This window comes from Priestia megaterium (assembly GCF_046599315.1).
GTDB classification, from domain to species: domain Bacteria; phylum Bacillota; class Bacilli; order Bacillales; family Bacillaceae_H; genus Priestia; species Priestia megaterium_F.
On sequence record NZ_JBKIKC010000002.1, the window covers coordinates 162,274 to 186,023 of the forward strand.

At 35.0% G+C, this 23,750-nt stretch carries 18 protein-coding genes and 1 pseudogene; 7 read left to right on the forward strand and 12 right to left on the reverse strand.

Annotation, left to right across the window (positions count from 1 at the left end):
- Window positions 1–66: 66 nt before the first annotated feature.
- The 3 genes from ACLHDF_RS08210 (at window position 67) to ACLHDF_RS08220 (ending at window position 4,655) form a co-directional block, all read left to right on the forward strand.
- Complete coding sequence (locus ACLHDF_RS08210; RefSeq protein WP_413918407.1) at window positions 67–2,289, forward strand: MMPL family transporter; 2,223 nt, start codon at window positions 67–69, stop codon at window positions 2,287–2,289.
- 566 nt (window positions 2,290–2,855) lie between these two features.
- On the forward strand, window positions 2,856–3,077 hold the full coding sequence (locus ACLHDF_RS08215) for a hypothetical protein (RefSeq protein WP_413918408.1): 222 nt from the start codon (window positions 2,856–2,858) through the stop codon (window positions 3,075–3,077).
- A gap of 372 nt (window positions 3,078–3,449) precedes the next feature.
- Window positions 3,450–4,655 (forward strand): macrolide family glycosyltransferase, encoded by a 1,206-nt coding sequence (locus ACLHDF_RS08220; protein ID WP_413918409.1) that lies wholly within the window; start codon window positions 3,450–3,452, stop codon window positions 4,653–4,655.
- 122 nt (window positions 4,656–4,777) lie between these two features.
- On the opposite strand, the gene ACLHDF_RS08225 is transcribed toward ACLHDF_RS08220, so the two are convergent.
- Together ACLHDF_RS08225 and ACLHDF_RS08230 are read right to left on the reverse strand one after the other, a co-directional pair.
- The gene (locus ACLHDF_RS08225; protein WP_413918410.1) at window positions 4,778–6,289 is read right to left on the reverse strand and encodes a class I adenylate-forming enzyme family protein; all 1,512 of its coding nucleotides are present in this window, start codon (window positions 6,287–6,289) and stop codon (window positions 4,778–4,780) included.
- Between the two features lie 732 nt (window positions 6,290–7,021).
- Window positions 7,022–7,897, reverse strand: coding sequence for a LysR family transcriptional regulator (locus ACLHDF_RS08230; RefSeq protein ID WP_413918902.1), 876 nt, complete (start codon window positions 7,895–7,897; stop codon window positions 7,022–7,024).
- Between the two features lie 100 nt (window positions 7,898–7,997).
- Between ACLHDF_RS08230 and ACLHDF_RS08235 the strand changes: the two genes are divergently transcribed.
- Entirely contained in the window at window positions 7,998–8,897 is a 900-nt protein-coding gene (locus ACLHDF_RS08235) for a DMT family transporter (RefSeq protein WP_413918411.1), read from the forward strand.
- Window positions 8,898–8,989: 92 nt separating this feature from the next.
- On the opposite strand, the gene ACLHDF_RS08240 is transcribed toward ACLHDF_RS08235, so the two are convergent.
- The 8 genes from ACLHDF_RS08240 to ACLHDF_RS08275 all read right to left on the reverse strand — a co-directional run bounded on the left by ACLHDF_RS08240 (window position 8,990) and on the right by ACLHDF_RS08275 (window position 20,014).
- Window positions 8,990–9,943, reverse strand: coding sequence for a 3-hydroxyacyl-CoA dehydrogenase family protein (locus ACLHDF_RS08240; protein ID WP_413918412.1), 954 nt, complete (start codon window positions 9,941–9,943; stop codon window positions 8,990–8,992).
- Window positions 9,940–10,668 (reverse strand): SDR family NAD(P)-dependent oxidoreductase, encoded by a 729-nt coding sequence (locus ACLHDF_RS08245; RefSeq protein WP_413918903.1) that lies wholly within the window; start codon window positions 10,666–10,668, stop codon window positions 9,940–9,942. Before ACLHDF_RS08245 ends, ACLHDF_RS08240 begins: the two co-directional genes overlap by 4 nt.
- A gap of 69 nt (window positions 10,669–10,737) precedes the next feature.
- Window positions 10,738–12,174 (reverse strand): GntP family permease, encoded by a 1,437-nt coding sequence (locus ACLHDF_RS08250; RefSeq protein WP_413918413.1) that lies wholly within the window; start codon window positions 12,172–12,174, stop codon window positions 10,738–10,740.
- 220 nt (window positions 12,175–12,394) lie between these two features.
- Complete coding sequence (gene hisD, locus ACLHDF_RS08255) at window positions 12,395–13,681, reverse strand: histidinol dehydrogenase (RefSeq protein ID WP_340430583.1); 1,287 nt, start codon at window positions 13,679–13,681, stop codon at window positions 12,395–12,397.
- 285 nt (window positions 13,682–13,966) lie between these two features.
- Complete coding sequence (locus tag ACLHDF_RS08260; RefSeq protein ID WP_413918414.1) at window positions 13,967–14,974, reverse strand: LacI family DNA-binding transcriptional regulator; 1,008 nt, start codon at window positions 14,972–14,974, stop codon at window positions 13,967–13,969.
- A 378-nt stretch (window positions 14,975–15,352) separates the two neighbouring features.
- The gene (gene mmsA, locus ACLHDF_RS08265; RefSeq protein ID WP_413918415.1) at window positions 15,353–16,813 is read right to left on the reverse strand and encodes a CoA-acylating methylmalonate-semialdehyde dehydrogenase; all 1,461 of its coding nucleotides are present in this window, start codon (window positions 16,811–16,813) and stop codon (window positions 15,353–15,355) included.
- Between the two features lie 35 nt (window positions 16,814–16,848).
- Window positions 16,849–18,051, reverse strand: a complete 1,203-nt coding sequence (locus ACLHDF_RS08270) for an iron-containing alcohol dehydrogenase (RefSeq protein WP_413918416.1) — start codon at window positions 18,049–18,051, stop codon at window positions 16,849–16,851.
- Window positions 18,052–18,199: 148 nt separating this feature from the next.
- Window positions 18,200–20,014: a sigma-54-dependent Fis family transcriptional regulator gene (locus tag ACLHDF_RS08275; RefSeq protein ID WP_413918417.1), complete on the reverse strand. Its 1,815-nt coding sequence runs from the start codon at window positions 20,012–20,014 to the stop codon at window positions 18,200–18,202.
- Window positions 20,015–20,851: 837 nt separating this feature from the next.
- Between ACLHDF_RS08275 and cax the strand changes: the two genes are divergently transcribed.
- Window positions 20,852–21,895 carry a calcium/proton exchanger gene (cax, locus tag ACLHDF_RS08280; protein ID WP_413918418.1) on the forward strand — a complete coding sequence of 348 codons (1,044 nt, stop codon included), beginning with the start codon at window positions 20,852–20,854 and terminating at the stop codon, window positions 21,893–21,895.
- A 178-nt stretch (window positions 21,896–22,073) separates the two neighbouring features.
- Here the strand turns inward: cax and ACLHDF_RS08285 are convergent, their stop codons facing one another.
- Window positions 22,074–22,277, reverse strand: a complete 204-nt coding sequence (locus ACLHDF_RS08285) for a hypothetical protein (RefSeq protein ID WP_413918419.1) — start codon at window positions 22,275–22,277, stop codon at window positions 22,074–22,076.
- A 38-nt stretch (window positions 22,278–22,315) separates the two neighbouring features.
- Entirely contained in the window at window positions 22,316–22,660 is a 345-nt protein-coding gene (locus ACLHDF_RS08290) for an NDxxF motif lipoprotein (RefSeq protein WP_413918420.1), read from the reverse strand.
- A 190-nt stretch (window positions 22,661–22,850) separates the two neighbouring features.
- On the opposite strand from ACLHDF_RS08290, the pseudogene ACLHDF_RS08295 reads away from it, so the two are divergent.
- Window positions 22,851–23,310 (forward strand): annotated as a pseudogene (locus ACLHDF_RS08295) (hypothetical protein).
- 24 nt (window positions 23,311–23,334) lie between these two features.
- A complete protein-coding gene (locus tag ACLHDF_RS08300) occupies window positions 23,335–23,625 on the forward strand; it encodes a hypothetical protein (protein WP_413918421.1) in 291 nt (96 codons plus the stop codon).
- Window positions 23,626–23,750 lie beyond the last annotated feature (125 nt).

Below are 23,750 nucleotides of genomic sequence, written 5' to 3' on the forward strand. Positions count from 1 at the left end.
ATAATTATTGAAGGTTCTATATATATTGTAATAGAAACAAACAGATTTGGAAATGAGGGAGTATTAATGAAAGAATTCCCTTTAACAACATTCAGCCGATATATGACTGGTAAAGTAAGTCGCTGGGTTGTTATTGCCGTATGGATTCTGGCAACTGTAGTCTTAACGATTGCTTGGCCTGCCGTGAATAAGACGGAAGTGAACAATGCACCAAACTTAAGTGAGAATTCACCTTCCGTAGAAGCTGAAAATCTAATAAAGAAAGAATTCCCTAACTCTTCAGGGGTTCCTGCTTTACTTACATGGCATAAAGAATCAGGTTTGAACAATGATGATCTAAAAACTATTCAGCAAATGGCGGAACGTTTAGAGAAGAAACCATTGGAAGAACAAACGTCTACCCCGCCTTTGCACAAATTACCGTTAGCAGCTCTACAAAAAATGATATCAAAAGATGGCACAACGCTTGTACAGCCTATTTTCTTTAAAGAAAACGTTGAAACGGAAGTGCTAGAAGAAAATCTAGATATGATTAAAAAACAAGTAAAAGAAAAGGTTTCATACGATTCTTTTGCGACAGATATAAACGAAAAAGATAAATTAAGCACGCGCGTTACGGGTCCTGTAGGAATTCAAGTAGATGCAACCAGCCTATTTGAAGGAGCAGACGTTTCGTTACTGATTGCGACAGTTTTATTAGTCTTAATTTTACTTCTTGTTATTTATCGTTCCCCAATTTTAGCTATTATTCCTTTAATTGGCGTAGGTTTTGCTTATGGAATCCTAAGTCCGATTCTTGGTATTTTAGCAGAAAAAGGTTGGATTACGGTCGATTCGCAGTCCATATCTATTATGACCGTCTTGTTATTTGGAGCAGGAACAGACTATTGTTTATTTTTAATTTCTCATTATCGCGATGAACTTCGCAAAGTAAAAGATAAGAGACAAGCACTTATCAACGCTTTTAAAGGTGCTTCAGGTGCTATAGCTATGAGTGGACTTACAGTTGTCATCTCTCTTCTAACCTTGATTGTAGCAAAATACGGTGCTTACCATCGTTTTGCCATTCCATTTAGCTTATCTATTCTGGTTATGGGATTAGCAAGCTTGACTCTTATTCCCGCTCTGCTTGCAGTTATGGGCAGAGGCTCGTTTTATCCTTTCGTCCCTCGTACTCCTGAAATGGAAGAGGAATTGGCCAAAAAGAAAGGAAAACCGATGCGCGACCGGAAAGAGAAAAATCGTTTTGGAAATTGGATTGGTAATGTCGTTACTACTAAGCCATGGACAATCATTATTGCTTGTCTAGTCTTTTTTGGAGCTTTATCCATTTATTCTAGTCAAATCAAGTATACGTATGATTTATTGTCTTCGTTCCCTGAAGATATGCCTTCTCGTGAAGGATTTACAATTATCTCTGATGCATATTCTCCAGGTGAACTAGCACCGGTACAAGTAGTAATTGATACGGAAGGAAAATCGGTAAATCTAGAAAAAGAGTTAAAGAAAAATGATCTTATTAGTACCGTTTCTGCACCCCAAAGTGGTGCAAATAACAAGAATTTAAAAGTATATGATGTTAAGTTTAATGTAAATCCATATAGTATAAAAGCTATGGAAGCTATTCCAGACTTGAGAGATGCAGCCGAAAAGGCACTGTCACAGTCAGACGTTTCCAAAGTGAAATCCAAGGTATGGATTGGCGGTCAAACAGCGACACAATATGACACAATGACAACTAGTGATAAAGACAATAGTATTGTTGTTCCATTAATCATTATTTTTATATCACTCCTGCTAGTAGCTTATTTACGTTCTATTGTAGCTATGCTTTACTTAGTTGGAACAGTTATCTTGTCTTACAGTGCAGCCTTAGGGTTAGGCTGGCTCATCATCCACAATATCATGGGGGCAGATGCTATCCAAAGAGCGATTCCTTTATACGCATTTGTATTCTTAGTGGCGCTTGGTGAGGATTATAATATCTTTATGATCTCAAGCATCTGGCAGAAAAAGAAATACATGCCATTAAAGCAAGCAATTAAAGAAGGAGTAAGTGAAACAAGCGGTGTTATCACATCAGCTGGAATCATTTTAGCTGCTACTTTCGCAGTTTTAGCAACACTGCCTATTCAAGTTCTGGTTCAGTTCGGAATTATTACAGCTTTAGGCGTTCTATTAGATACATTTATTGTGCGACCATTCCTTGTACCTGCGATTACTACGGTTTTAGGAAGGTTTGCTTTCTGGCCAGGTAAAGTTGAAATGGTATCAGAAAAAGAGCAGTAAGTATTTGAACAAAGATGTGTTATATATGATTTACTATGTAGCTTCTATGAATATAAAAACAAGAAAAAAGCAAAGAGGATATTCTCTTTGCTTTTTTACTTCACTTCCCTCTATCCTCTTCCTTATCTGTTAGCTTTACGGTAAACGGAAACAAGCTATAACCAGCCTTAAGTTTCTTGTCCAAGCGTCCTTAATAGATTAAAAAAGGGTAATACACTTTATAAAAGGGTGTGATTCTATTAACTTTTTACGTATTACCACAACGGCTGTTATTCTCTCTTTTGTTGGTGTGATTTTCAGAGTAATTTACCGCCAATTAATTGGAGAAAAAGGTGTACAAATAGAAAGTCTCACCGGTCTTTTCATTGGTTTTCTATTCAAATAATTTTAATTTACTATTTTAATGATTATTGTAAAAGAAAAAAAAGAATTAATTCAGTAGTTAGCAAGCGAAATACTCAATACAAGTTCCAATAATCTAAAATGGCCTTTAACACAACTTTCATAAAAGCAACTATTTAGGTTAAATTATTACTTAAGAAACATATGCTACTGGAGGTCATAACTTGTTAATAGGTGAGATTGTTCAAAAGCTAAATAATGGTGCTTCTTATGAAGATATTGCTTCTTCCATCAAAATTAGTGAAGATATATTGAGAAATGATTTAAAGAAAATCGGATTTCACTATGATAATAAAAAAAGAAATCTGGTATTTACAGGATACGAATCTGAATATGAGAATACCCTTTGTATTTGTTACTCTGATATCAGGAAACTCTCTACTTAACATTTTTATTTTAAGTTGGTATAGCCTATGTTTAGTACGAGCTCCCCCTATAAAAGCGTGGGTTGGATTTAATCCACGCTTTTAACTAACCCTATTCTATTAGAGACCACGAAAACTAACGATTTTTGATCATCTTAGGTTCGTTCAAACTAGCCTCTTATTGCCCAGTCGTTATATTCCCTATCCTCTGCATTAATAAAAGATTCCTTCAGCAGATAGACTTCATAAGTAATCCTACCATAATTTATGGTACCAAAATAAAATACGTTCTAAGCACACTATACATATATAAGGTGCAGAAAAACATTTGATGGTATAATAAGGTAAATCATTTACACTATCTTACTTGCGTTATAAAAAGGAGGAGTCTAGATGGGAAAAGTTTTATTTTTCAATTTTCCTGGTGAAGGCCACATTAATCCTACAATTGCTCTAGTAGAAGAATTGGTAAAAAAGGGAGAAGAGGTCGTTTATTACTGTGTAGAAGAATATAAAAACAAAATAAAAAAAACTGGAGCTTCTTTTCGTCCTTATGAAAACTTTGTACGCAATATAGATATGGTGGAAAGAATGACAAAAAGAATAGATCCTCTTGAGATGCTATTACATATGGGACGTTCCACGGATAAAATTATAGAGACTGTTCTACAAGAGATAAGCAATGAAAAATATGACTATGTTATCTATGACAATAATTTCGCTGCAGGATGGATTATCGCTGATGTATTGAAGCTACCGAAAGTATCTTCTTGTACAACGTTTGCTATTAATGAAGAAGTCTTTTTGAGCCTTACGAAAAGTAGAGGAGAAATTGATAAAACATCTCCAAAATATAAAGAAATTGAAGAGATATCAAAAAAATGGAAACAAAAATATGGAGTAACACTCACCGATAAGCAAAATCTGATGTCCTGTCCTGGGGATATCACCCTTGTATATACCTCCAAGTTATATCAACCTCATGCTGAAAAGTTTGATAACTCTTTTATTTTTGTTGGTCCTTCTATTGCTTCTCGGAAAGATATAGAACCTTTACCTTTAGAGAATATTTCTAATGATAAACTTATCTTTATTTCGATGGGAACAGTATTTAATCAACAACCTGAATTATATAAGACTTGTTTTGAAGCATTTGGAGAGAGTTCTGCTAAAGTTATATTATCAGTAGGAAAACAAACTGATATTGATCAATTCAAAGATATTCCAGCTAATTTCATTGTGCGTAATTATGTACCGCAGTTAGAAATACTACAACAAGCTGACATATTCATTACCCATGGGGGGATGAATAGTTCTAGCGAAGGCCTCTATTTTGGTGTTCCTCTTCTTGTTATTCCTGTTATGGGAGATCAGCCGATAGTCGCTAAACGAATTGAAGAATTAGGAGCTGGGTTACAGCTCAACCGTCACCAACTAGATGCTGTTGCACTAAGAAGTGCCACAGAACAAATATTATCAAACCCTGCATTTAAAGAGAAAAGTTTAGAAGTTGGAAAGTCTTTAAAAGAGGCTGGAGGATATAAAAAAGCAGTAGAAGCTATTTTGAATTTTAAAGAGAATGTTACTAAAAATAATTAGTATATAGAATATAAAATAAAAAGAAGCCTTCGTTTTTTTACAACAAGGCTTCTTTTTTGAATAGAAGGACGCTTCTTTATCATCTTTTAGAATTTAGCTAATCAGTTTAAGGATTTTACTTTTTAGTTAAAAATTTTATCCTTCAGTTCCCTTTTTAATACTTTGCCGAGTTGGTTTTTAGGAAGTTTATCAATAAAATAAACTTCTGGAACTTTGTAACTTGCCAGACGATCCCTACAATAGTTTAGAATATCTTCTTTTGTTAAAGGAGAATCAGGATCTTTTACCACATATGCTCTAGGTTTTTCCCCATAGACAGGGTCTTCTACCCCTATTACAGCAGCTTCTATAACGGTATCTATTTGCTCAATTATTTCTTCGACCTGATCTGGATAGATATTATCGCCGCCATATACAATAACGTCTTTATAACGTCCCATAATATACAAAAAGCCATCGTGGTCTATCTTTCCAGCGTCCCCCATATAGAACCAACCATCTCGAAGCACTTTGTCAGTTGCCTCTTGATTATGCCAATACCCTTTAAAAGAATAGGGACTTTTTATGATAATCTCACCAACTTCTCCTGTTTTTACTTCTTTTCCTGAGTCGGGATCAACAATCTTCACTTCCACACCGGAAAGAGGCTTACCTGCTGATTCGATTTTTTCATTCCCCATGTCCGGTGTCCATACACTAACTGTCCATGCTTCTGTACTTCCATACCCTTGTATCATACTAATTCCTAATTTTTTATACTCCTCAATAAGATAAGCAGGAACTTTTGCCCCTCCAGCAATAGCAACCTTTAGGGAAGATTTCTTTGGATCTGCATTTTTTATTATTTCAAGCATTTGCATATACATAGAAGGAAACGCTAACATCATAGTGATTTCATGAGTTTCAATCGTTTCCCAAATGATTTCTGGTGTAGGATCTGACAATAGGAATAACCCCATTCCATTGGAAGCAGATTTCAAAATATTATTAATAGAACTCATATGATAAAAAGGATGCGAAGCAAGAAATCGACCATCCTCTTTGTAGTCTATTCGTTGACTTGACGGTTGTATATAAGAATACACGTGACCATGCTCAATCATACAGCCTTTTGCGTTACCAGTTGTTCCAGAAGTAAAAAGAAGCATAGCCAGGTCATCTTGGGAGACATGTATATTTGGATTTTGTGTAGAGTAAGTAGAAAAAATTTCATCATATTCTTCAACTGTATCCACGCTATTTTTTCTACCTACTTGTACAGTCACAACGTTATTTAATATTTCAGATTCAAAAGGAATGACCTCATTAAATTTTTGATCGTAGAAAATAATTTTAGGTTCTGCACTATCTAAAATATCTATAATTTCATACTTCGTAAGCTGCCAGCTAATAGGAACCGCTACGGCTCCAATTCTTAATGCAGCTAGCAGAATGATAGGAAACGGATGATTATTTTGACAAAGAATTGCAATTCGATCTCCTTTTTTAACACTATGGCTTAAGAGATAATGAGCAAGTTGATTGACACGTTCATTATATTCTTTAAATGTGTAGAAAGACGTACTCCAAATTAAGGCCTCTTTTTCAGCAGATTGTTTGGCCCTCTGCTCTAATAGTTCTCCAAGTGTATACATGATAGCTCTCTCCTTTAATGATGATTACCAGTTTGAATAATGTTTAAATGGTGCCTCATTTTAACCATTCTTATTTCTATAAACTATAGTACCCGAAATTGACGTTAACGCAAACGTTAATTTTGGGCGTTTGAAAAATTCATATCATTTACTTATCGTGTAAATGATACGTATTGTTTATTCATCATTTATCTTGAAACTAAATATCCATAGCGTACTATACTCCAAATAACTAGGACTTTTACATTAGGGAAGCTAAAGTATTTACGGACGAAACCTTCCATCTTTTCTTTCATAAACTTGTAAAAGCGTTGAGGAATTTCTCACAACGCTTTTACAACTTAAAGAGTTACTATAAGAATTTTTTTATCTCTTCTATACTTAAATATGTAAATTTTTCAATATCATCTAAATTTATGTCATTTTTTGTATGTTATGAACCGATTGAGCTGTCGCCTCTTCTAATCCTCTCTCACTTTCATTATCATTATTTACTCAATTTATTGCACGATTTTCAAGTTAACATACATATCATACAGATAAATAATCAGGACAAATCTATATTTAATGCTATAACAAGTCTTACCAGTACATAAGTAAAGGATCCAATCAAGTATCTAATGAAGTGATTCCTCAAAATTAAGAAATGTTTTTTATTAGCTATTCCTATTTCTCTCTATTAGTTGAAGAAGACTATAATTTGGTGAAATATTGGACAGGCTTTTCATTTTCTTATTCAGCTTCACTCTCTAGATTTCTCATTTCCTTAATAAATAACTTTACAGCGATGGACGCTTCTTTTAATTCCGGAACTGCTAGTGCGATTTCTCTACAAAATCTTGGTTCTAATTTTTTTATAGCAATTCCTTCAGGTATACTTGTTAATGAAAATTTAGGAGCTATGGCCAAGCCTAGGTCTTCTTGGATCATTTTTAAAAGAGTATTGATATGAGAAACCGTAAATTCAGCCCTTAATTTCACTTTAGCTTTATTAAACATATCTATAATGGGAGATTCAAACCCTCCTCTGCACAAAATTAATGGCTCATTATCTAAGTCATTAATACTAATAGAACTTTTTTCAGATAAAGCATGAGTTTTTGGTACTAAAACTACCATTTCATCTTTAGCAATTGGCACAATATCCATACCTGTGCTTGGCAGAACGATAAACCCTATATCGATAGCTTTAGATTTGAGCCAACTTTTAATTTCATCTAATGTTCCTTCATGAACAATTAGCTGGAGAGAGGGATATTTTTGTTTAAAAATTTTAATAATTCCGGGTAAAAATTTCGTAGATGCACTAGGAAAACTTCCTATTCTTATTGTTCCTACTTCAAACCCCTTTTCAGCTGCTACTTCTTGTTCCACTTTTTCAATATGATTTAATACTGCTCGAATATGTACTAAAATACGTTCCCCAATATCAGTTAAAAGTAGACCTCTTTTACGATCCCTAAGAAGCAATTTAACTCCCAAATCAGCTTCTAAGTTAGATATTGCATGGCTGACAGCTGGCTGAGTCATATTCAAAACATGACTAGCCTTTGTAAAACTGCCCGTGTCAATAGCTTTTACTAATACTTGAAGTTGTGTAATTGTTATCATAAGCGATTACTTATACTCCTTATAAAAAACATTCATTTTCTTTATTCATCTTCCTATCGTATCATGTTTAATGTAATCATAACAAGGAGGTTTTATCATGAAGCAATATTCTAAAACGCGAATTGGATTTTTTCTTGCATTTCTTGTTTTTATGTGGGGAATAAACTGGCCTCTAACGAAATTCGCGCTGCACTACTCTCCACCACTTTTATTTGCAGGTATACGATTGTTTATCGGCGGAATTATATTACTCATAATTGCCGTTCCTAGATATAAAATGCTTCGTTTTAAGGAGACATGGCCTATTTATTTTATATCCGCACTATTTAATATCATCTTATTCTATGGACTCCAGACGATTGGATTAAATTATTTACCGGCCGGACTTTTTACCGCGATTGTTTTCTTTCAGCCAATTTTAATGGGATTATTTTCTTGGATTTGGCTTGGTGAATCAATGTATCCCTTCAAAATATTAGGTCTTATTTTAGGGTTTGCGGGCGTTCTTGTCATTTGTCTTGGAGGTTTAAAAGGCCATATTTCTATTACAGGTATTTGTCTTGCATTAGGTTCTGCTTTAAGCTGGGCTTTTGGTACTGTATTTATGAAAAAATCCTCTAATAAAGTTGATGGAATTTGGCTTACTACACTGCACATTATTATTGGTGGATTATTTTTAATGGCTTCTGGAACACTTACAGAAAGCTGGTCATCTATTTCATGGAATCCGGCTTTTATCACCGTATTGTTGTTCATATCCGTGTTCGTCATTGCTCTGGGTTGGCTTGATTTCTTTACACTTGTTAGTTCAGGAGAAGCAAGCAAAGTTTCCACCTATACTTTTTTAATCCCTATTATTTCTATTACAGCAAGTTCATTATTTTTAAAAGAACCAATTACAATGAATCTATTAGTAGGTCTCTTATTAGTCATTTTCAGCATAATACTTGTCAGTATAAAACCGAAAACCTCAAAGCCTCTCCTAGTATCAAAATAAAAGAAAAGGATGGCCCTTTGGATCATCCTTTTCTTTTTCATAACTTCCTCTCAAGTTTTACTTGCTCATTTATTCATTAAAGGAACTTATTTTTATTCTTTTTCCTCTTCTAAATCTCTTTTCAGCCAATAAATAAGTTGTTGTTCACGTTCTTTGTTCATTTTTTTTGATTGCTGCTGTGACCATTTATAAAATCCTTTTCCCGTTTTTTGTCCGTAATTTCCCTCATCTACAAGATTCTTCATCTTGCTAAACGATTTATTATGATTGCTTAAATCAGGGAATAGATAGGCTGATATAGAATCAAATACATCTAGTCCTCCCATATCAGCTGTCATAAATGGGCCTGTCACCGACAAACGTCTACCTATACTGTAACAAACGGCTTTATCAATATCCTCAATTGAAGCCACCCCTTGCTCAAGAATATATTGAGCCTCACGGAACAAAGCATATTGCAGTCGATTTCCAATTGAACCAAGGATATCTTTTTGAACCACAATAGGCTTTTTATTCAAGTTTTTAAGTAATTCAAGCGATCGATTAACAGTCTGTTCTGACGTCTGTTCTCCACGTATTACTTCTACAAGAGGGATCAAATGTCCTGGATTCCAAAAATGTGTAACTACTGTTCTTTCCGGATATAATGTAAGAGCAGCAATATCAGTTGGACTCAAACCAGATGTGTTACTCGCAAGTATTACATTTTGGGAACATAATTCATCTAACTCTTGAAACATTTTTTGTTTTAAGTATAAGTTTTCTGGAATTCCTTCAATCACGAAACTCGCATTATTTACACACTCTCTTAACGAATTTGTAAAGTAGATACGTTCTTTTATATTTTTTATTTCATTAGAATCCACTACCTCATATGTTGTTAACAAATTCAATTTTTCATCAATACCTTGCTTTCCACGGTGAATATCATTATCATCTATTCCCCAAATTTTTACGTTAAAGCCTGTTATAGATGCAGATAAAGCAATAGAATGCCCCATTGTACCAGAACCTATAATTGCTAATTCTTCTTTAGAAACACTCATATTGCTGTCCACCCTCCATCTACTTTAATTGTTTCTCCTGTTATAAACTGAGCTAAATCGGAAGCTAAAAAAAGAACTGCTCCTGTAACATCGGAGGGCTGAGCCAATTTCCCTAAAGGGATACGGGCAACAACATCCTGATAAAATTCCTGATCTTCAAACATTTCCTTCGTAAAATCTGTCTCGATAAAAGTAGGAGCCACAGCATTTACTCTTACGTTATAGGGCGCCCACTCAACTGCAAGTGCTTTTGTTAACTGAACTGCGCCGCCTTTACTAGAACAATAGACAGAGCGCTTAATATACCCTACAAAAGCCATTTGGGACGCCATATTAATAATCTTTCCTCCTCCTTGTTCTATCATATGTTTGCCTACTCTTTGTGCACAGAAAAAGGTTCCTTTAAGATTGGTGTCTATGACTTGATTCCAATCTTTTTCGGTTACTTCTAGTGCTGGTTTTGCAATATTAATCCCTGCATTGTTTATGAGTATATCAATATTACCTAATGTAGAAACTACGTTATCTACCATTTCATGCACACTTTGTATATCTTGTATATCTGCTTTTAGGTGGAAAGAATTAGGATGAATCCGCTTTAATTCATTTGTAGTCGACACTAAATCAGCTTCGTTACGCCCTGTAATAACTACATCTGCTCCTTGTTTAGCAAACGCTAAAGCAATATCCTTACCAATTCCTTTACTACCTCCAGTAACTAGTATTTTTTTCCTTTGAGTTCAGAAAAATAAGTCATTATAATCCTCCTTTTATTAGATTCATAGATCCTATCATCAAACTAAACCAGTTAAACTATAAACAAGGATTACAAAGAAGCATGCGAGTGTTTTGAAAATAGTCACTGCAAAGATATCTCCATAAGCTTGTTTATGGGTTAATCCAGTAACAGCAAGTAGGGTAATTACGGCTCCGTTATGAGGTAAGGAATCCATCCCACCCGATGCCATCGCTACGACACGGTGCATAACTTCAGGAGGAATATTATATTGTGTAATAGCTTGTATATACTTATCTCCCATAGCACTCAGTGCTATCCCCATTCCTCCAGATGCCGAACCCGTGATTCCAGCTAATACGTTTGTTGTAACAGCTCCATTAATAAGTGGATTTGTAAAAGTATGTGAGATGCTATCCCGTACAGTTGCAAATCCGGGAAGAGATGCAATAACTCCACCAAAACCATATTCAGAACCTGTATTCATAGCTGCTAGTAGAGCTCCGCCAATACTGGCATTAATACCTTGTTGAAATCCACTAGTCACGCGATTCCAATCATAAGCAAGTGCTGTAAGAATACCTAGCACTAAAGCTAGCTCTACCGACCAAATTCCTGTTACTGTTGCTAAGTCTACTTTTCCAAAGGCTTCTAAACCTAACTTAGAAAAATCAAAACCTTCTGGGTACCACTTTGGAATAGATATAGTGAAAAATTTATTGGCCACTCCGACTAAAATCAGAGGAACAAACGCTAATACCTGACGCCCGATAGTAGCAGAATTAGTAGAAGGAGCAGCTGACATATTAACTGTTTCAGCAGCAACAGCTGTCTCTTCCCCAGCGCCTTTAAAACCAAAATAACCTTCACCTGAAATTTGAGCTTTTTTACGGCGGCTTTCCAAATAAAGAAGTCCTAGGCAAAGTACAAAGAGAGATCCGATTATTCCTAATATAGGAGCTGCATAAATATCTGTCTTAAAAAAAGAAGTCGGTATTACATTTTGAATTTGAGGTGTTCCCGGCATAGCATCCATTGTAAAAGATAAAGCTCCTAAAGCAATGGTTCCAGGAATAAGTCGCTTAGGAATGTTAGCTTCTCGAAAAAGGTTCGCTGCAAATGGATAAACGGCAAACGCTACTACAAACAAACTGACTCCGCTGTAAGTTAATATTGCACACATGAGAACAATAGCTAAAATAGCTCGTTTTCGACCAACTAAATTTATGATTGTTTTGGCTATAGATTCAGCAATTCCAGACATTTCAACTAATTTTCCAAAAACTGCTCCTAATAAAAAGACTGGAAAATAGTTCTTAATAAAGCCGACCATCTTTTCCATAAAAATATTAGAAAAGAAAGGTAAAGCATAGCTAGGTTCCGTTAATATAACCGCAAGTAATGCACATAGAGGTGCAAAAAGAATGACAGAAAAACCTCGGTAAGCAATAAGCATTAAGAGCCCTAAAGCAAGTATAATGATGACTAAATCCATTGTTTCTCCCCCTATATTTCTCGTCGCAACTTATTATATGTTCTTTCTTAGTTTAAATTTTTAGCCTTTAAACCATATTAAGCTCTAGTAATTCTATCGCTAACCCCCTAAAAGCAAACGCTTTCAATACTTTTAATAGAAATAATCAGTAATTCATCTAAAGAGAACAAAAACCTACTGAAAAAGGATACATAAAAAGTTTATGCATCCCTTTTATCGGTCATTTTGCTGTTACTTTTCCATAACGACGTACGCGGAGTAAAGCTTGTTCAGCATGCCCAGAGAAGTTCTCTAGTTGACAAAGGCGTGCTGCATATTCCCCAATATGTGCGCTAGCTTCTTCTGTAACCTTTTGATAAGTACATGTTTTTAAAAATTTACCTACCCACAGTCCACCAGTGTAGCGTGCAGCCCCTTTTGTTGGAAGCGTATGGTTTGTACCAATGACTTTATCACCATAAGCTACATTTGTCTCAGGACCTAAAAATAAACACCCGTAATTATTCATGTTTTCTAAAAAATAATCTGGATTTTCAGTTAAGATTTCAACATGCTCAAAAGCTAATTTGTCTGCTTCTATTAAAGCTTCCTGTTCATTTTCTACAATTATGATTTTGCCGTAATCCTCCCATGAAACACGTGCTACATCAGCTGTTGGAAGCTTTTCGAGCTGACGTTCAATTTCTTCTACAGTTTCTTGAGCTAACTTTTCAGATGTTGTAATTAATGCTCCCGGTGAAGTTGGTCCATGTTCTCCCTGTCCTAAAATGTCAGTGGCAATCATTTCTGCGTCTGCTGTTTCATCAGCTACAACTAATGTTTCTGTAGGGCCTGCAAAGAGATCAATTCCAACACGACCATACAATTGACGTTTTGCTTCTGCTACATAAGCATTACCTGGCCCTACCAGCATATCTACAGGTTCAATTGTTTCCGTACCAACAGCCATGGCAGCCATTGCTTGAATTCCCCCAAGAATGTAGATTTCATCGGCCCCTGCTAAATGCATGGCTGCTACTGTAGCTGATGGAATTTCTCCTCCAATAGGTGGAGTGCAAGCAATCACTCGTTTTACTCCAGCTACCTTTGCTGTCAGTACACTCATATGTGCAGAAGCAACCATAGGATAACGTCCACCTGGAATATAACATCCAACACTTCCAACTGGAATATTTTTATGGCCTAAAATAACGCCAGGTAATGTTTCTACTTCAATGTCTAGCATAGATTTTCTCTGTTCTTCAGCAAATCTTCGTACATTATTTTGAGCAAATTTAATATCTTCAATTGTTTGCTCTGGTACACTATTCACAATCTCAATGATTTGTTGATTGCTCAATCTGAAATTTTCCGGAGACCAATTATCAAATTTTCTTGATAGTTCTCTAACTGCACTGTCTCCTTCGTCCTCAATTTTTTTAATGGTTTGACTTACTGTCGCTGATACTTGCATATCATTTTGATTAATTTCTTCCTGACTTTTCCCCTGTTTGAAAACTTTCGCCATGACAAATCTCTCCCTTTATTTGCATACGTATGCATTAAAGTCATACTTCATTTAACAACATCTTCAAAATGCATACGTATGCATTTTGAAACAGAATTTTTAAATCATAGTAGTATTAATTTAATTAATAGTAAGCTTCCTAACTTTAATAAAAAGTTTATTGCATACGTATGCAATTTTAGTCGCAAAAAGAGATATTATGTATCCCTTTTAGAAAAAAACCTTATTGTTTAAACAATTCACACTATTGCGTCTACTAAATCATAAATGATAACCCTTTCATTGTCAACTATTTTTGAGAAGTTTTACAGACTTTCTCTCAAGAAGCTTACCTGAAAAAAGTAGAGATTGAGGCTTAGTCGCTTCTCCATTCACTGTATTTAATAACATATTAATAGTTGCTTCAATCATTTCTTTTACTGGTTGCTGCCAAGTTGTTAAAGAATAAGGAGGCCAGGAGGCCATTGAAATATCATCAAATCCTACAATTGACAATTCATTTGGAATAGATATATCTAATATTTTAGCAGCATCTATTACTCCTAAAGCTACAATATCATTTGCACAGAAAATAGCATCCGGACGATTTCTATTTTTTAGTATACGCATTGCTACAGCGTAACCAGCTTTATAAGTGTAATCTCCTTCTTCAATTACCGGTTTTATTCCTTTTTGTAAAAGAAACTCAGCAAATCCCCTCTCACGATCACGACTCGTTGATGTATTTGTACGACCGGTAATATAAGTGAACTTTTGATGACCTTGTTTAAATAAATACTCCCCGATTTTCATGCCCGCAGAATAATTATCACAACATACAGAATGACAGGAAGAATCTTGGGTATATCGATTGAAAAGGATAATAGGTATATCATGTGTAGAAAGTTTGGAAACAACATTTGAAGATAGCAAAACGTCTGTCACTATCACGCCCTCTACATTGTATTCAAGAAATTGGGATACTTCATCTTGGGTAATTTCATCATTCTTTGTATGAAAAAAAAGTACATGATACCCTTTTTCGTACAAACTTTTTGTGAATTCATCGAGGATTTCTGGATAAAAAGGGTTTTGAATATTACCCATTACAAGTCCAATTATATTAGTCTTATTAGTTATTAACCCTCTTGCTAAAGCATTTGGACGATATCCTATTTTTTGAGCAGCTTCTAACACGCGTTTTTGTGTCCTAGGAGACACCTTGGCACCTGGGGTAAATACCCTAGAAACCGTCGATTGTGATACATTAGCTAACTTAGCCACTTCTATTGCATTAATTTGTTTTTTTTTCACATTTACCTCTCCCTATTCCCTATATAGTACGTTTTCTTAATATAAAAACTCGTTAATAACTAGATATATTTATATTATAGATATTTCTTCATTTTAACAATTCACTATTATATTATTATTGTCATTTTTTGAGAAAAGGTAATATAAAAGAGTTTTAATAAATATTAAGAGGAATTAAAAACTCCTGTGACATTTCAATTTTTAATCAAATGTTTCTATAATAATTTTAAAACACAAAAAAGTCGCAAAGCCTTAGTGGAAAAGGTCTTTGCGACTATGTGATTTTTTATTTTACTTGCATTAATATCAAGCACATTTATTTTTGAACAATATTAATGAGAATTACTCAAAGCTTCCTCTTTGTCTCTAAATATCTTTTTAATAACGAGCTGTAACCATTTTCTTTCTTGTATAGAACTCTACGCCATCTGTGCCGTTTGCATGAAGATCACCGTAGAAAGAGTCTTTCCAGCCTGAGAATGGAAAGAACGCCATAGGTGCTGGCACCCCTACATTCACTCCTAACATGCCCGACTCAATATTTTCACGGAATTCACGTACGCTTGCACCACTATCTGTGTAAATGCAAGCACCATTTGCAAATCGGGAATTATTCGCTACCTCAATTGCTTCTTCTAGTGATTTTACACGCACAATCGATAATAATGGTGCAAAAATCTCATCTTGCCAGATTTTCATTTCTTGTGTGACATGATCAAAAATAGTTGGCCCTACAAAATAGCCTTTATCTTTTACTGCACTATCTTCACGGCCATCTCGAACTAAACGAGCTCCTTCCTCTACGCCTGATTTTATGTAGCTAAGTGTACGCTCTTTGTGATTTTCACGAATAACAGGTCCTAAGAAGACATCTTTTTCTAGGCCGTTTCCAATGACGATGTTGTTTGCTTCTTCTACTAATCGATTGATTAATTTATCCGCAATTTCCTCTTGTACCGTTACAACAGAAGCGGCCATACAACGCTCACCTGCCGAGCCAAAGGCAGCACCAATAATTTGCTTTGTTGCTACGTCTAAGTCAGCATCATTTAGTACAATTGAGTGATTTTTTGCACCGGCTAAAGCCTGAACACGCTTTAAATTTCCCGTACCTTTTTTGTATACGTATTCAGCTACTGGCTGAGAACCAACAAAGGAAATAGCTTTCACAAGTTTATGTTCAAGAAGACCGTTTACAACATCATGCGCACCATTGACAATATTTAACACACCTTTTGGTAATCCGGCTTCCTCAAACAATTCTACTAACCTTGCAGCTAAAAATGGAGTACGTTCAGATGGTTTTAAGACAAATGTATTACCGCAAGCAATCGCAAGCGGGAACATCCAACAAGGAACCATCATTGGAAAGTTAAACGGTGTAATTCCTCCAATTACGCCAATTGGATAGCGGTACATGCCAGATTCAATGCCTGTCGCAATATCAGGAAGCTGTTTCCCCATCATTAAGGTAGGGGCGCCTGCAGCAAATTCCACGCATTCAATACCACGCTGTACTTCACCATACGCTTCATTAAAGCTTTTTCCATTTTCAATCGTCACTAACCTTGCTAATTCATCCCAGTTATCTACTAATAACTGTTGATACTTAAATAAGATTCGAGCCCGTTTTGGAACTGCTGTCTTGGACCAACCCTTAAATGCTTCATTCGCAGCTCGGACAGCTTTATCAACATCTTCTTTTGTTGAAAGAGGTACTTCTGCAATTACTTCTCCGGTTGCAGGGTTATAGACTTTCTCTCTAAGGCTTGTAGATGATTCTGCCCATTCACCAGCAATATAGTTTTGAATTACTTTTGTATTAGTTGTAGTTTCCATTTTCCATTCTCCTTTTTAGATAAACTAGTAGATTTTTAAGATTCAACGGTATTTTTGCTTCCTGAAAAATCGTAGTTATAGCAGTAATAGTACAAATCCACTATTTCTTGATGAGTAGGCACTTTTGGGTTATTTCCTGGACTGCCGCTTGCTATTGCATCCGTTGCCATTTTATCAACTACTTGTTGAAACTCTTGTTCATCTATTCCCCATGCTTTCATATTAGGAATATCTAAGTCACAACAAAGTTGCTTTATTTTCTCAATAGCCACATCAGCTAGCTCTTCTTTGTTTAATGATTTCGATTCTGGATAAATTAGATGTCCTATTTTTGCTAACGAATCAATAGCAGCTTCTTTTGTAAATTCAAGTACTGCTGGAAGTAACATAGCATTTGAAATACCATGAGGCACATGAAATAAAGCACCAATTGGACGGGACATTCCATGAATCAGCGTCACAGAAGCATTACTAAAAGCAAGTCCAGCTTCCATAGAAGCAATGGCCATTTTTTCTCTTGCATCTGAATTCTCTCCATCTTGATAAACTTTTCTTAAATGGTTCAAAATAGCTTCTATCGATGAAAGAGCCAATGTTTCCGTTAACGGTTGAGATAAACGTGATATATAAGCTTCAACAGCATGACAGAGTGCATCAATTCCTGTTGCTGCTGTAACTTGTGGAGGAGTAGAAATTGTGAAAATTGGATCTACAATCGCTACTTTCGGAAGAAATGCTTGATGTTTAATCATCATTTTTATATCTTCTCTAGTATTCGTAATTACTGTAACATTTGTTACTTCCGAACCCGTTCCAGCCGTAGTTGGAATTGCAATAAGCGGAATAGGATCTTCCGTAATTGGAGACTTTCCGCCTGTAATATCACCAATATAACCACCATTGGTTACTACTACAGCTACAGCTTTAGCAGCATCAATGCAGCTTCCTCCACCTATTGCGATAATAACATCGCATTGCTCTCTTAAACACAGGTTTAATGCTTCATTAACATGTAAATCTGTGGGCTCTGTATTAACATCTAAGTATGCAGCATAAGAAACATTTAAATCCTCTAGTATTTTTTCGCAACTTCTTACATGTCCTATTTTTTCCATAATACGATCACTAATTAAAAGTACTTTCTTTCCATAAGCTCTCACTTGCTCTCCAAGCTGAGCTAAAGAATTTTCACCATAAAAGACTGAGTTAGGCATACAAAACTTTGAATACCCTTTCATAAAATCCCTCCTTACATTAACGTCACTATTATTAATGCAAGAACCGTGCCAAGTATAAATGCTTAATTCCAAAGGCTTCTTTTAGTTAAAATGTCCATTTTCAAATACACAAGTGTTTGATATATGTCCGATTTTAAAGACACTCGAACTATAATCCGTATTTTTTTAATTTTATGTAAAGAGTAGAACGCTGAATCCCAAGAATTCTCGCGGCAGCAGCCTTATTACCATTCACATCAGCAAGCGCTTTCAAAATAGTGTCTTTTTCACTAGATAAAATATCTTCTCTTACCTTTTTTAAGAGTCTGTTTGTATCACTAGTTTTTTCTGTTGTAAAAGAGCTTGTATCTTTTTTTCGGAAATGAGTAGGTAAGTCTTTTTCCGTAATTTCTTGATTTTCTACTAGACTTACTAACATTTCTACTGTATTAACAAGTTCCCGTATATTTCCTGGCCATTGATATTCTTGTAAATACCGCATTGCTTCAAAAGAAAAGCTTTTTTTAATGATTCCAAACTTTTCACAAAAATTTTTAAGGTGATGGATGAGTAATATCTGAATATCCCCTTTTCTTTCTATAAGTGGTGGAATACTCAAACGAATAATGTTTAAACGATAATATAAATCTTCACGGAACTCTCCCTTCTTAACTAGATCTTCTAATCTTTTATTAGTAGCAGCAATAATTCGTACATCTACATGTTGACTTTTCATTCCTCCGACTCGTTCTACTTCTCTGTCTTGTAATACTCGGAGTATCTTAGCTTGCATAAGTAGGGGCATGTCTCCAATTTCATCTAGAAATAAGGTACCTTTATGAGCTTGTTCAAATTTACCTGGCTTTCCTCCTTTACGTGCTCCTGTAAATGCTCCTTCCTCATAGCCAAATAACTCTGCTTCAAGTAATTGTTCTGGAATAGCGGCACAATTGATACTAACAAAGGGTCCTTCTGAAAATGGGCTAGAATAGTGAATTGCTTTTGCGAATAATTCTTTTCCCGTGCCACTTTCTCCAGTAATTAATACGGTAGAAGGCGTTTTTGCTGCTTTTCTAGCAATCTCTTTTACGGTTTGTATTGCAGGACTTTCTCCAATAATTTGATCAAAATGATTGTTATTCTCTATTTGTTCATGATTAGGCAAATGAGCTTCTGTTACTTTTCGGGACAATTCCTGCATACGTCCTAAAATATTATAAAGCTCACTGACGCCTTCGAAGATAAGCATGCCAATTGCTCCTACAATTTTCCCTTCCTTTCTAATCGGAATGCGATGAACAATCATGTCTTGACCTTGGATACGTTGAACATAACCTCTTTCATCCGTCCCCGTTTCACTAACGATATGCACTCGGGTATTTTCTATAATCTCTGTGACATGTTTTCCAATAGCTTCTTCACGTTTTTTTCCTAAAAAACGGCAGTAGGCAGCATTAAACTCCTTAATAATTCCATCCGTGTCAACAATAACAATCCCCTCATAAGCGCTTTCTAATACAGCATCTAATGTTTCAACAGCATAAAGATTCTCATGTAGGTGCTTTAGATAGTATGAATAAGAATGAAGAATATCCGTTTTAGTTAAGATCCCGACCAATTTTTCTTTTTCATCTATAACAGGTAAAATTTCTACTTGCATTCTCCAAGCTTTGTCAATAGAGTCATGAGGACTAACACTAATTAATGAAGGCTTCATAACTTCTTCAACTTTGGTATTTAGGGAGTGGCACTCAGTCAGGGATCTTATTAATTCCGAAGTTGTTAGCATCCCTACAACTTTCTGCTGTGGGGAAACAACAGGTAATCCCTCAATACCGTGCATATCTAGTAAATGAAAGGCTTCCTTTAATGTTTGACCTACTGTCAGGTTAGCAGAAAGAGGTCTCATCCATCTATGAACAAATTCGTTATTTTTTATTTGGTTATAATCAAGGGGCGTATATTTATTAAAGTCTTGTATCATTATTCATACCTCCTAATCTTAGCTATTAATACAAATGTAGCATTTATTATACATAAAGTTTTTGAAATTGTCTGTGTTTTAGACATAAAAGAAATCTCTTATTACCTATCCGATCATATTCAAATTGGTAGAAAAAGCACCAGTTCAAGACTGCCCAAGACGGTTATATTCCAGCTTTTAGCTGTTCTTTTATGTGCATATTTCCTTATTGGAAAATAAATATGCAGAGGAGGTTAAATATGGTATTATCAACTTTTATTTTAGCTTATTCTTAGTTATTTCTTCCTTAGCTGTAATGCCAAAACCACTATCTATTGTAGAAATATATTTATCTATTTAGTAGTAACAGCTTTAAATATTAATGCTTCTTGGATTATTGAAGAAGAGTTGAAACTCGTTAAAATAACAGATGGTGCTATTAAGTACGCAGCATTTTTACTTAAGAGAAGTATTATGACAATGATTTTAGTGATTCTGGTTAATACGCTTCGTGGATCTAATTCTATATCAAAGGCTTTTTTAATTATACTCGCTTTTACTTTGGTCACTTTTCTTCCTGAAAAATTGCCCCATCACATTACGTTTTTAAGCTTATTATGGGATTCCGCTAATGGCATGTTCGAAGGAGTTTAGTGGATACTTATACAGTAACTGACTAGGAATACTACAAATTAGTTGATCTTTGTATTATATCTTATTTTCTCCACTCACCTATTTTTCCAGTTGTATTACCCATGTGAATAACGAAAGTCATAAGAGTTATATTAATAAGACCGTTTAAATGATATAGGGCTTCTATTTTTGTTATAGGACCTGTAAATGAATATGGAGGAAAAAATGAATAAAGTCTTTTTTATTTTTATGATTATCGGTGTACCTCTTTCAATTATTGGAAGCATTTTTAATTGGAATTATATTTTAATGTTTTTTATTTACTGTGTGACGTTAATTAGCTTGGCTAATTACATTAGACGTTCCACTGAAAGCCTTAGCGTTGTGGTAGGTCCAACAGCAGGTGGATTACTTAACGCCACGTTTGGTAATGCTGCAGAAATTATTATTTCGTTTTTTGCATTAAGTAAAGGATTAAACACAATAGTCATTTCCTCAATTACTGGAGCAGTTCTTGTTAATCTTCTTTTTGCTAGTGGAATATCCATGATCGTGGGAGGCATTCGATTTAAAAAGCAAAAATTTAGTGTATTTAAAACACGCCATAATACTTCACTATTGATGTTTGCTATTATCGTAACTTTTGTATTACCATTTATCTTTGCAAAACGCTTGGATGATAAAGATATGCAGGTTCTATCGACGTCTTTTGCTATTGTGATGCTGACCATTTACCTGCTTGCTCTTCTTTTTAAACTCGTTACCCATAAAGGGATTTTTACTGGAAACGCAGAAGAAAATGGAGAGGAACCAGAGTGGGGAAAAAAGAAAGCAATAGTTGTGCTGGGACTAGCCACAATTGCCCTAGCTTATACCAGTGAAAAACTTGTTGGCACCCTTGAACCGGTAGGTACTGCATTAGGCTGGAGTCACGTCTTCATTGGAATTATTGTTGTTGCCATAGTGGGAAGTGCTGCAGAGTACGTGTCGGCAATTGCAATGGCCTATAATAATAGAATGGACTTAATGGTGGAGATTTCCATTGGTTCAACCGTCCAAACAGCCATGTTTGTTGCTCCCATACTCGTTCTTTTTTCATATTTGTTCAACTTTTTGCCTCTTGTGTTTAATACAGCCGAAATGATTGCTATGATCCTTGCCGCTCTTATGACAGTGACTATTGTAAACGACGGTGATTCAAACTGGTTCGAAGGTGTGTTACTTATTGGTACATACATTGCAATAGGCTTCAGCTTCTATCTTTTATAAAATTCCTGCAAGAAAAAAGTGAAAATTCCAGCTTATATGGACGAGGTATACGATCATGTATAAACATAAAAAGCGAGATCTTGGTAGACAAGAGCTCGTTTTTTATGTACGTTTTGTCTATAAGTATTTAAAATAAGCTATACACTCGTAGTTTTAAAACAGATTTATTAAATTGTTTTTAAATCTTTCGTCCAAAAGCTTTCGTATTAATATTTTTTTCATCTAAAAAACTCTCTATCTTTTTTTGTTCTCTTCCATTTACACCTTTATTTTTATTCATAAGAGACTCAATTTCTGTTTCAGAAAAATCTCCTTCACTCATATGCTCAATCATATCATCGATTGCTTGATCCAGTTCATCTAAAATTTGATTGGAACCCATAATATAGTGGCTAATTCTTTCTGAATCTTTTTTATATCTTATGGTAAAGTATTGTGAGATATGTAGGTAGAAAAGTTATAATCATTTTCTTTGACTAGATCTTTTAATTGTTCGAATTTTTCCACTTCAGCTCTACTTAATTTTTGATTGGAATCCATAATTTCTTCAAATTGATCACTAATGTTGTATAAATCCTCGCTAGTATCTAAGTATGTCTTTATACTTTCTTTCATTTCCTTTTCATCAATTACGGCATTATTTTTCGATGAACTAAATATGGAAGTTGGTAATACAATTTCTTCACTAGTTTCTTTTGTACTTTCCTGATAAGAACAAGCACTTAGTAAAAAAATAATTATTAAGCTAAAACAAAGTTTCTTCAATTCAAACGCTCCCTTTAATAATGTATTAGTTCCATTAATTCACATAGAAAATTTCAACATAAATATCTCCATAGTACTATACATCTAGAGGCGTGCATTACAAAATAATCTTCCGCTAAATGAATGTAGCAAAAAATGTTAAGTTCAAGACCGTGAAGATGCCAATGAATATGGGGAATGTGAAACCGTGATGATCGATATCGGCGGAGGATCGATTGATGTCGTTATTTTATCAGAAGGATTAAAGGCGGCAAACAGCCGTGAATCATTTCAAAGTATTGAAGGCAGCGCATATTGACAAGCTGCAAAAAGAGAAATTGAAATCCCCTGGGTTGTTTACAGATTTGCGTGCCTTTGATCAGTTTATTTTAGATAATTATAGCAAATAAAAATTCGAGTTTAAAAATGAAAATACAGGTGAATCCATTGATTTAACAACTCAAATTACATCTTCTTTAAAAGACTATGTGGAAATTTTACTAGCGAAGTTAAATGATGTGGCCCCACCGCCAGCAAATAAAATCCGAAAATATGTATATAGTGGTGGTATTGCTCCGATACTAGAAGTAGCCATTATGACAAGTATGAGTGAAAAGATTGGCGAAGAACGTACAGAGAAATATCATAAAGTCCCAGAAGAAAGCCGTTAAATCTTAACAGCGTAGGTGATAACCATGTCAGAGCGTCAAAACGCCTTTACGATTAAAACCAATACGTTAAGTGATGAAGTCTATGACATACTCGCAAAGTATGCGAAGTCTCGTAAATTAGGAGATTATATTTCGTCTTTAATTGTTTGTGATCTCCATCCGGTATCTACAAACCAAGTAGAAACGGGGCATAGAACAGAACAGCTTCTCGAACATATTAATGCCGAACTACAGGAGTTAAAACAATTACTGCAAGCTAATGAGTTTGCGGGTAAAAGAGAAGACTACAGAAAGTCACGGCATCAAAGAAGGTAAAATCGTGGATTCAGAAAACGTATCTGGATCTTTAGATGACGATGATCTCGAAGAATATAGCGACTTTTAAAAATATAAAAGAGAGAACTGCCTTTGTACAGGGTCAGTTCTCTCTTTTTCTTTTG

Coding starts and splice junctions, on each gene's coding strand:
- ACLHDF_RS08210 (WP_413918407.1), top strand. CDS start 67: ATGAAAGAATTCCCTTTAACAACATTCAGCCGATATATGACTGGTAAA.
- ACLHDF_RS08220 (WP_413918409.1), top strand. CDS start 3,450: ATGGGAAAAGTTTTATTTTTCAATTTTCCTGGTGAAGGCCACATTAAT.
- ACLHDF_RS08225 (WP_413918410.1), bottom strand. CDS start 6,289: ATGTATACACTTGGAGAACTATTAGAGCAGAGGGCCAAACAATCTGCT.
- ACLHDF_RS08235 (WP_413918411.1), top strand. CDS start 7,998: ATGAAGCAATATTCTAAAACGCGAATTGGATTTTTTCTTGCATTTCTT.
- ACLHDF_RS08240 (WP_413918412.1), bottom strand. CDS start 9,943: ATGAGTGTTTCTAAAGAAGAATTAGCAATTATAGGTTCTGGTACAATG.
- ACLHDF_RS08250 (WP_413918413.1), bottom strand. CDS start 12,174: ATGGATTTAGTCATCATTATACTTGCTTTAGGGCTCTTAATGCTTATT.
- hisD (WP_340430583.1), bottom strand. CDS start 13,681: ATGGCGAAAGTTTTCAAACAGGGGAAAAGTCAGGAAGAAATTAATCAA.
- mmsA (WP_413918415.1), bottom strand. CDS start 16,813: ATGGAAACTACAACTAATACAAAAGTAATTCAAAACTATATTGCTGGT.
- ACLHDF_RS08270 (WP_413918416.1), bottom strand. CDS start 18,051: ATGAAAGGGTATTCAAAGTTTTGTATGCCTAACTCAGTCTTTTATGGT.
- ACLHDF_RS08275 (WP_413918417.1), bottom strand. CDS start 20,014: ATGATACAAGACTTTAATAAATATACGCCCCTTGATTATAACCAAATA.
- cax (WP_413918418.1), top strand. CDS start 20,852: ATGAATAAAGTCTTTTTTATTTTTATGATTATCGGTGTACCTCTTTCA.
- ACLHDF_RS08285 (WP_413918419.1), bottom strand. CDS start 22,277: ATGGGTTCCAATCAAATTTTAGATGAACTGGATCAAGCAATCGATGAT.
- ACLHDF_RS08300 (WP_413918421.1), top strand. CDS start 23,335: ATGTCAGAGCGTCAAAACGCCTTTACGATTAAAACCAATACGTTAAGT.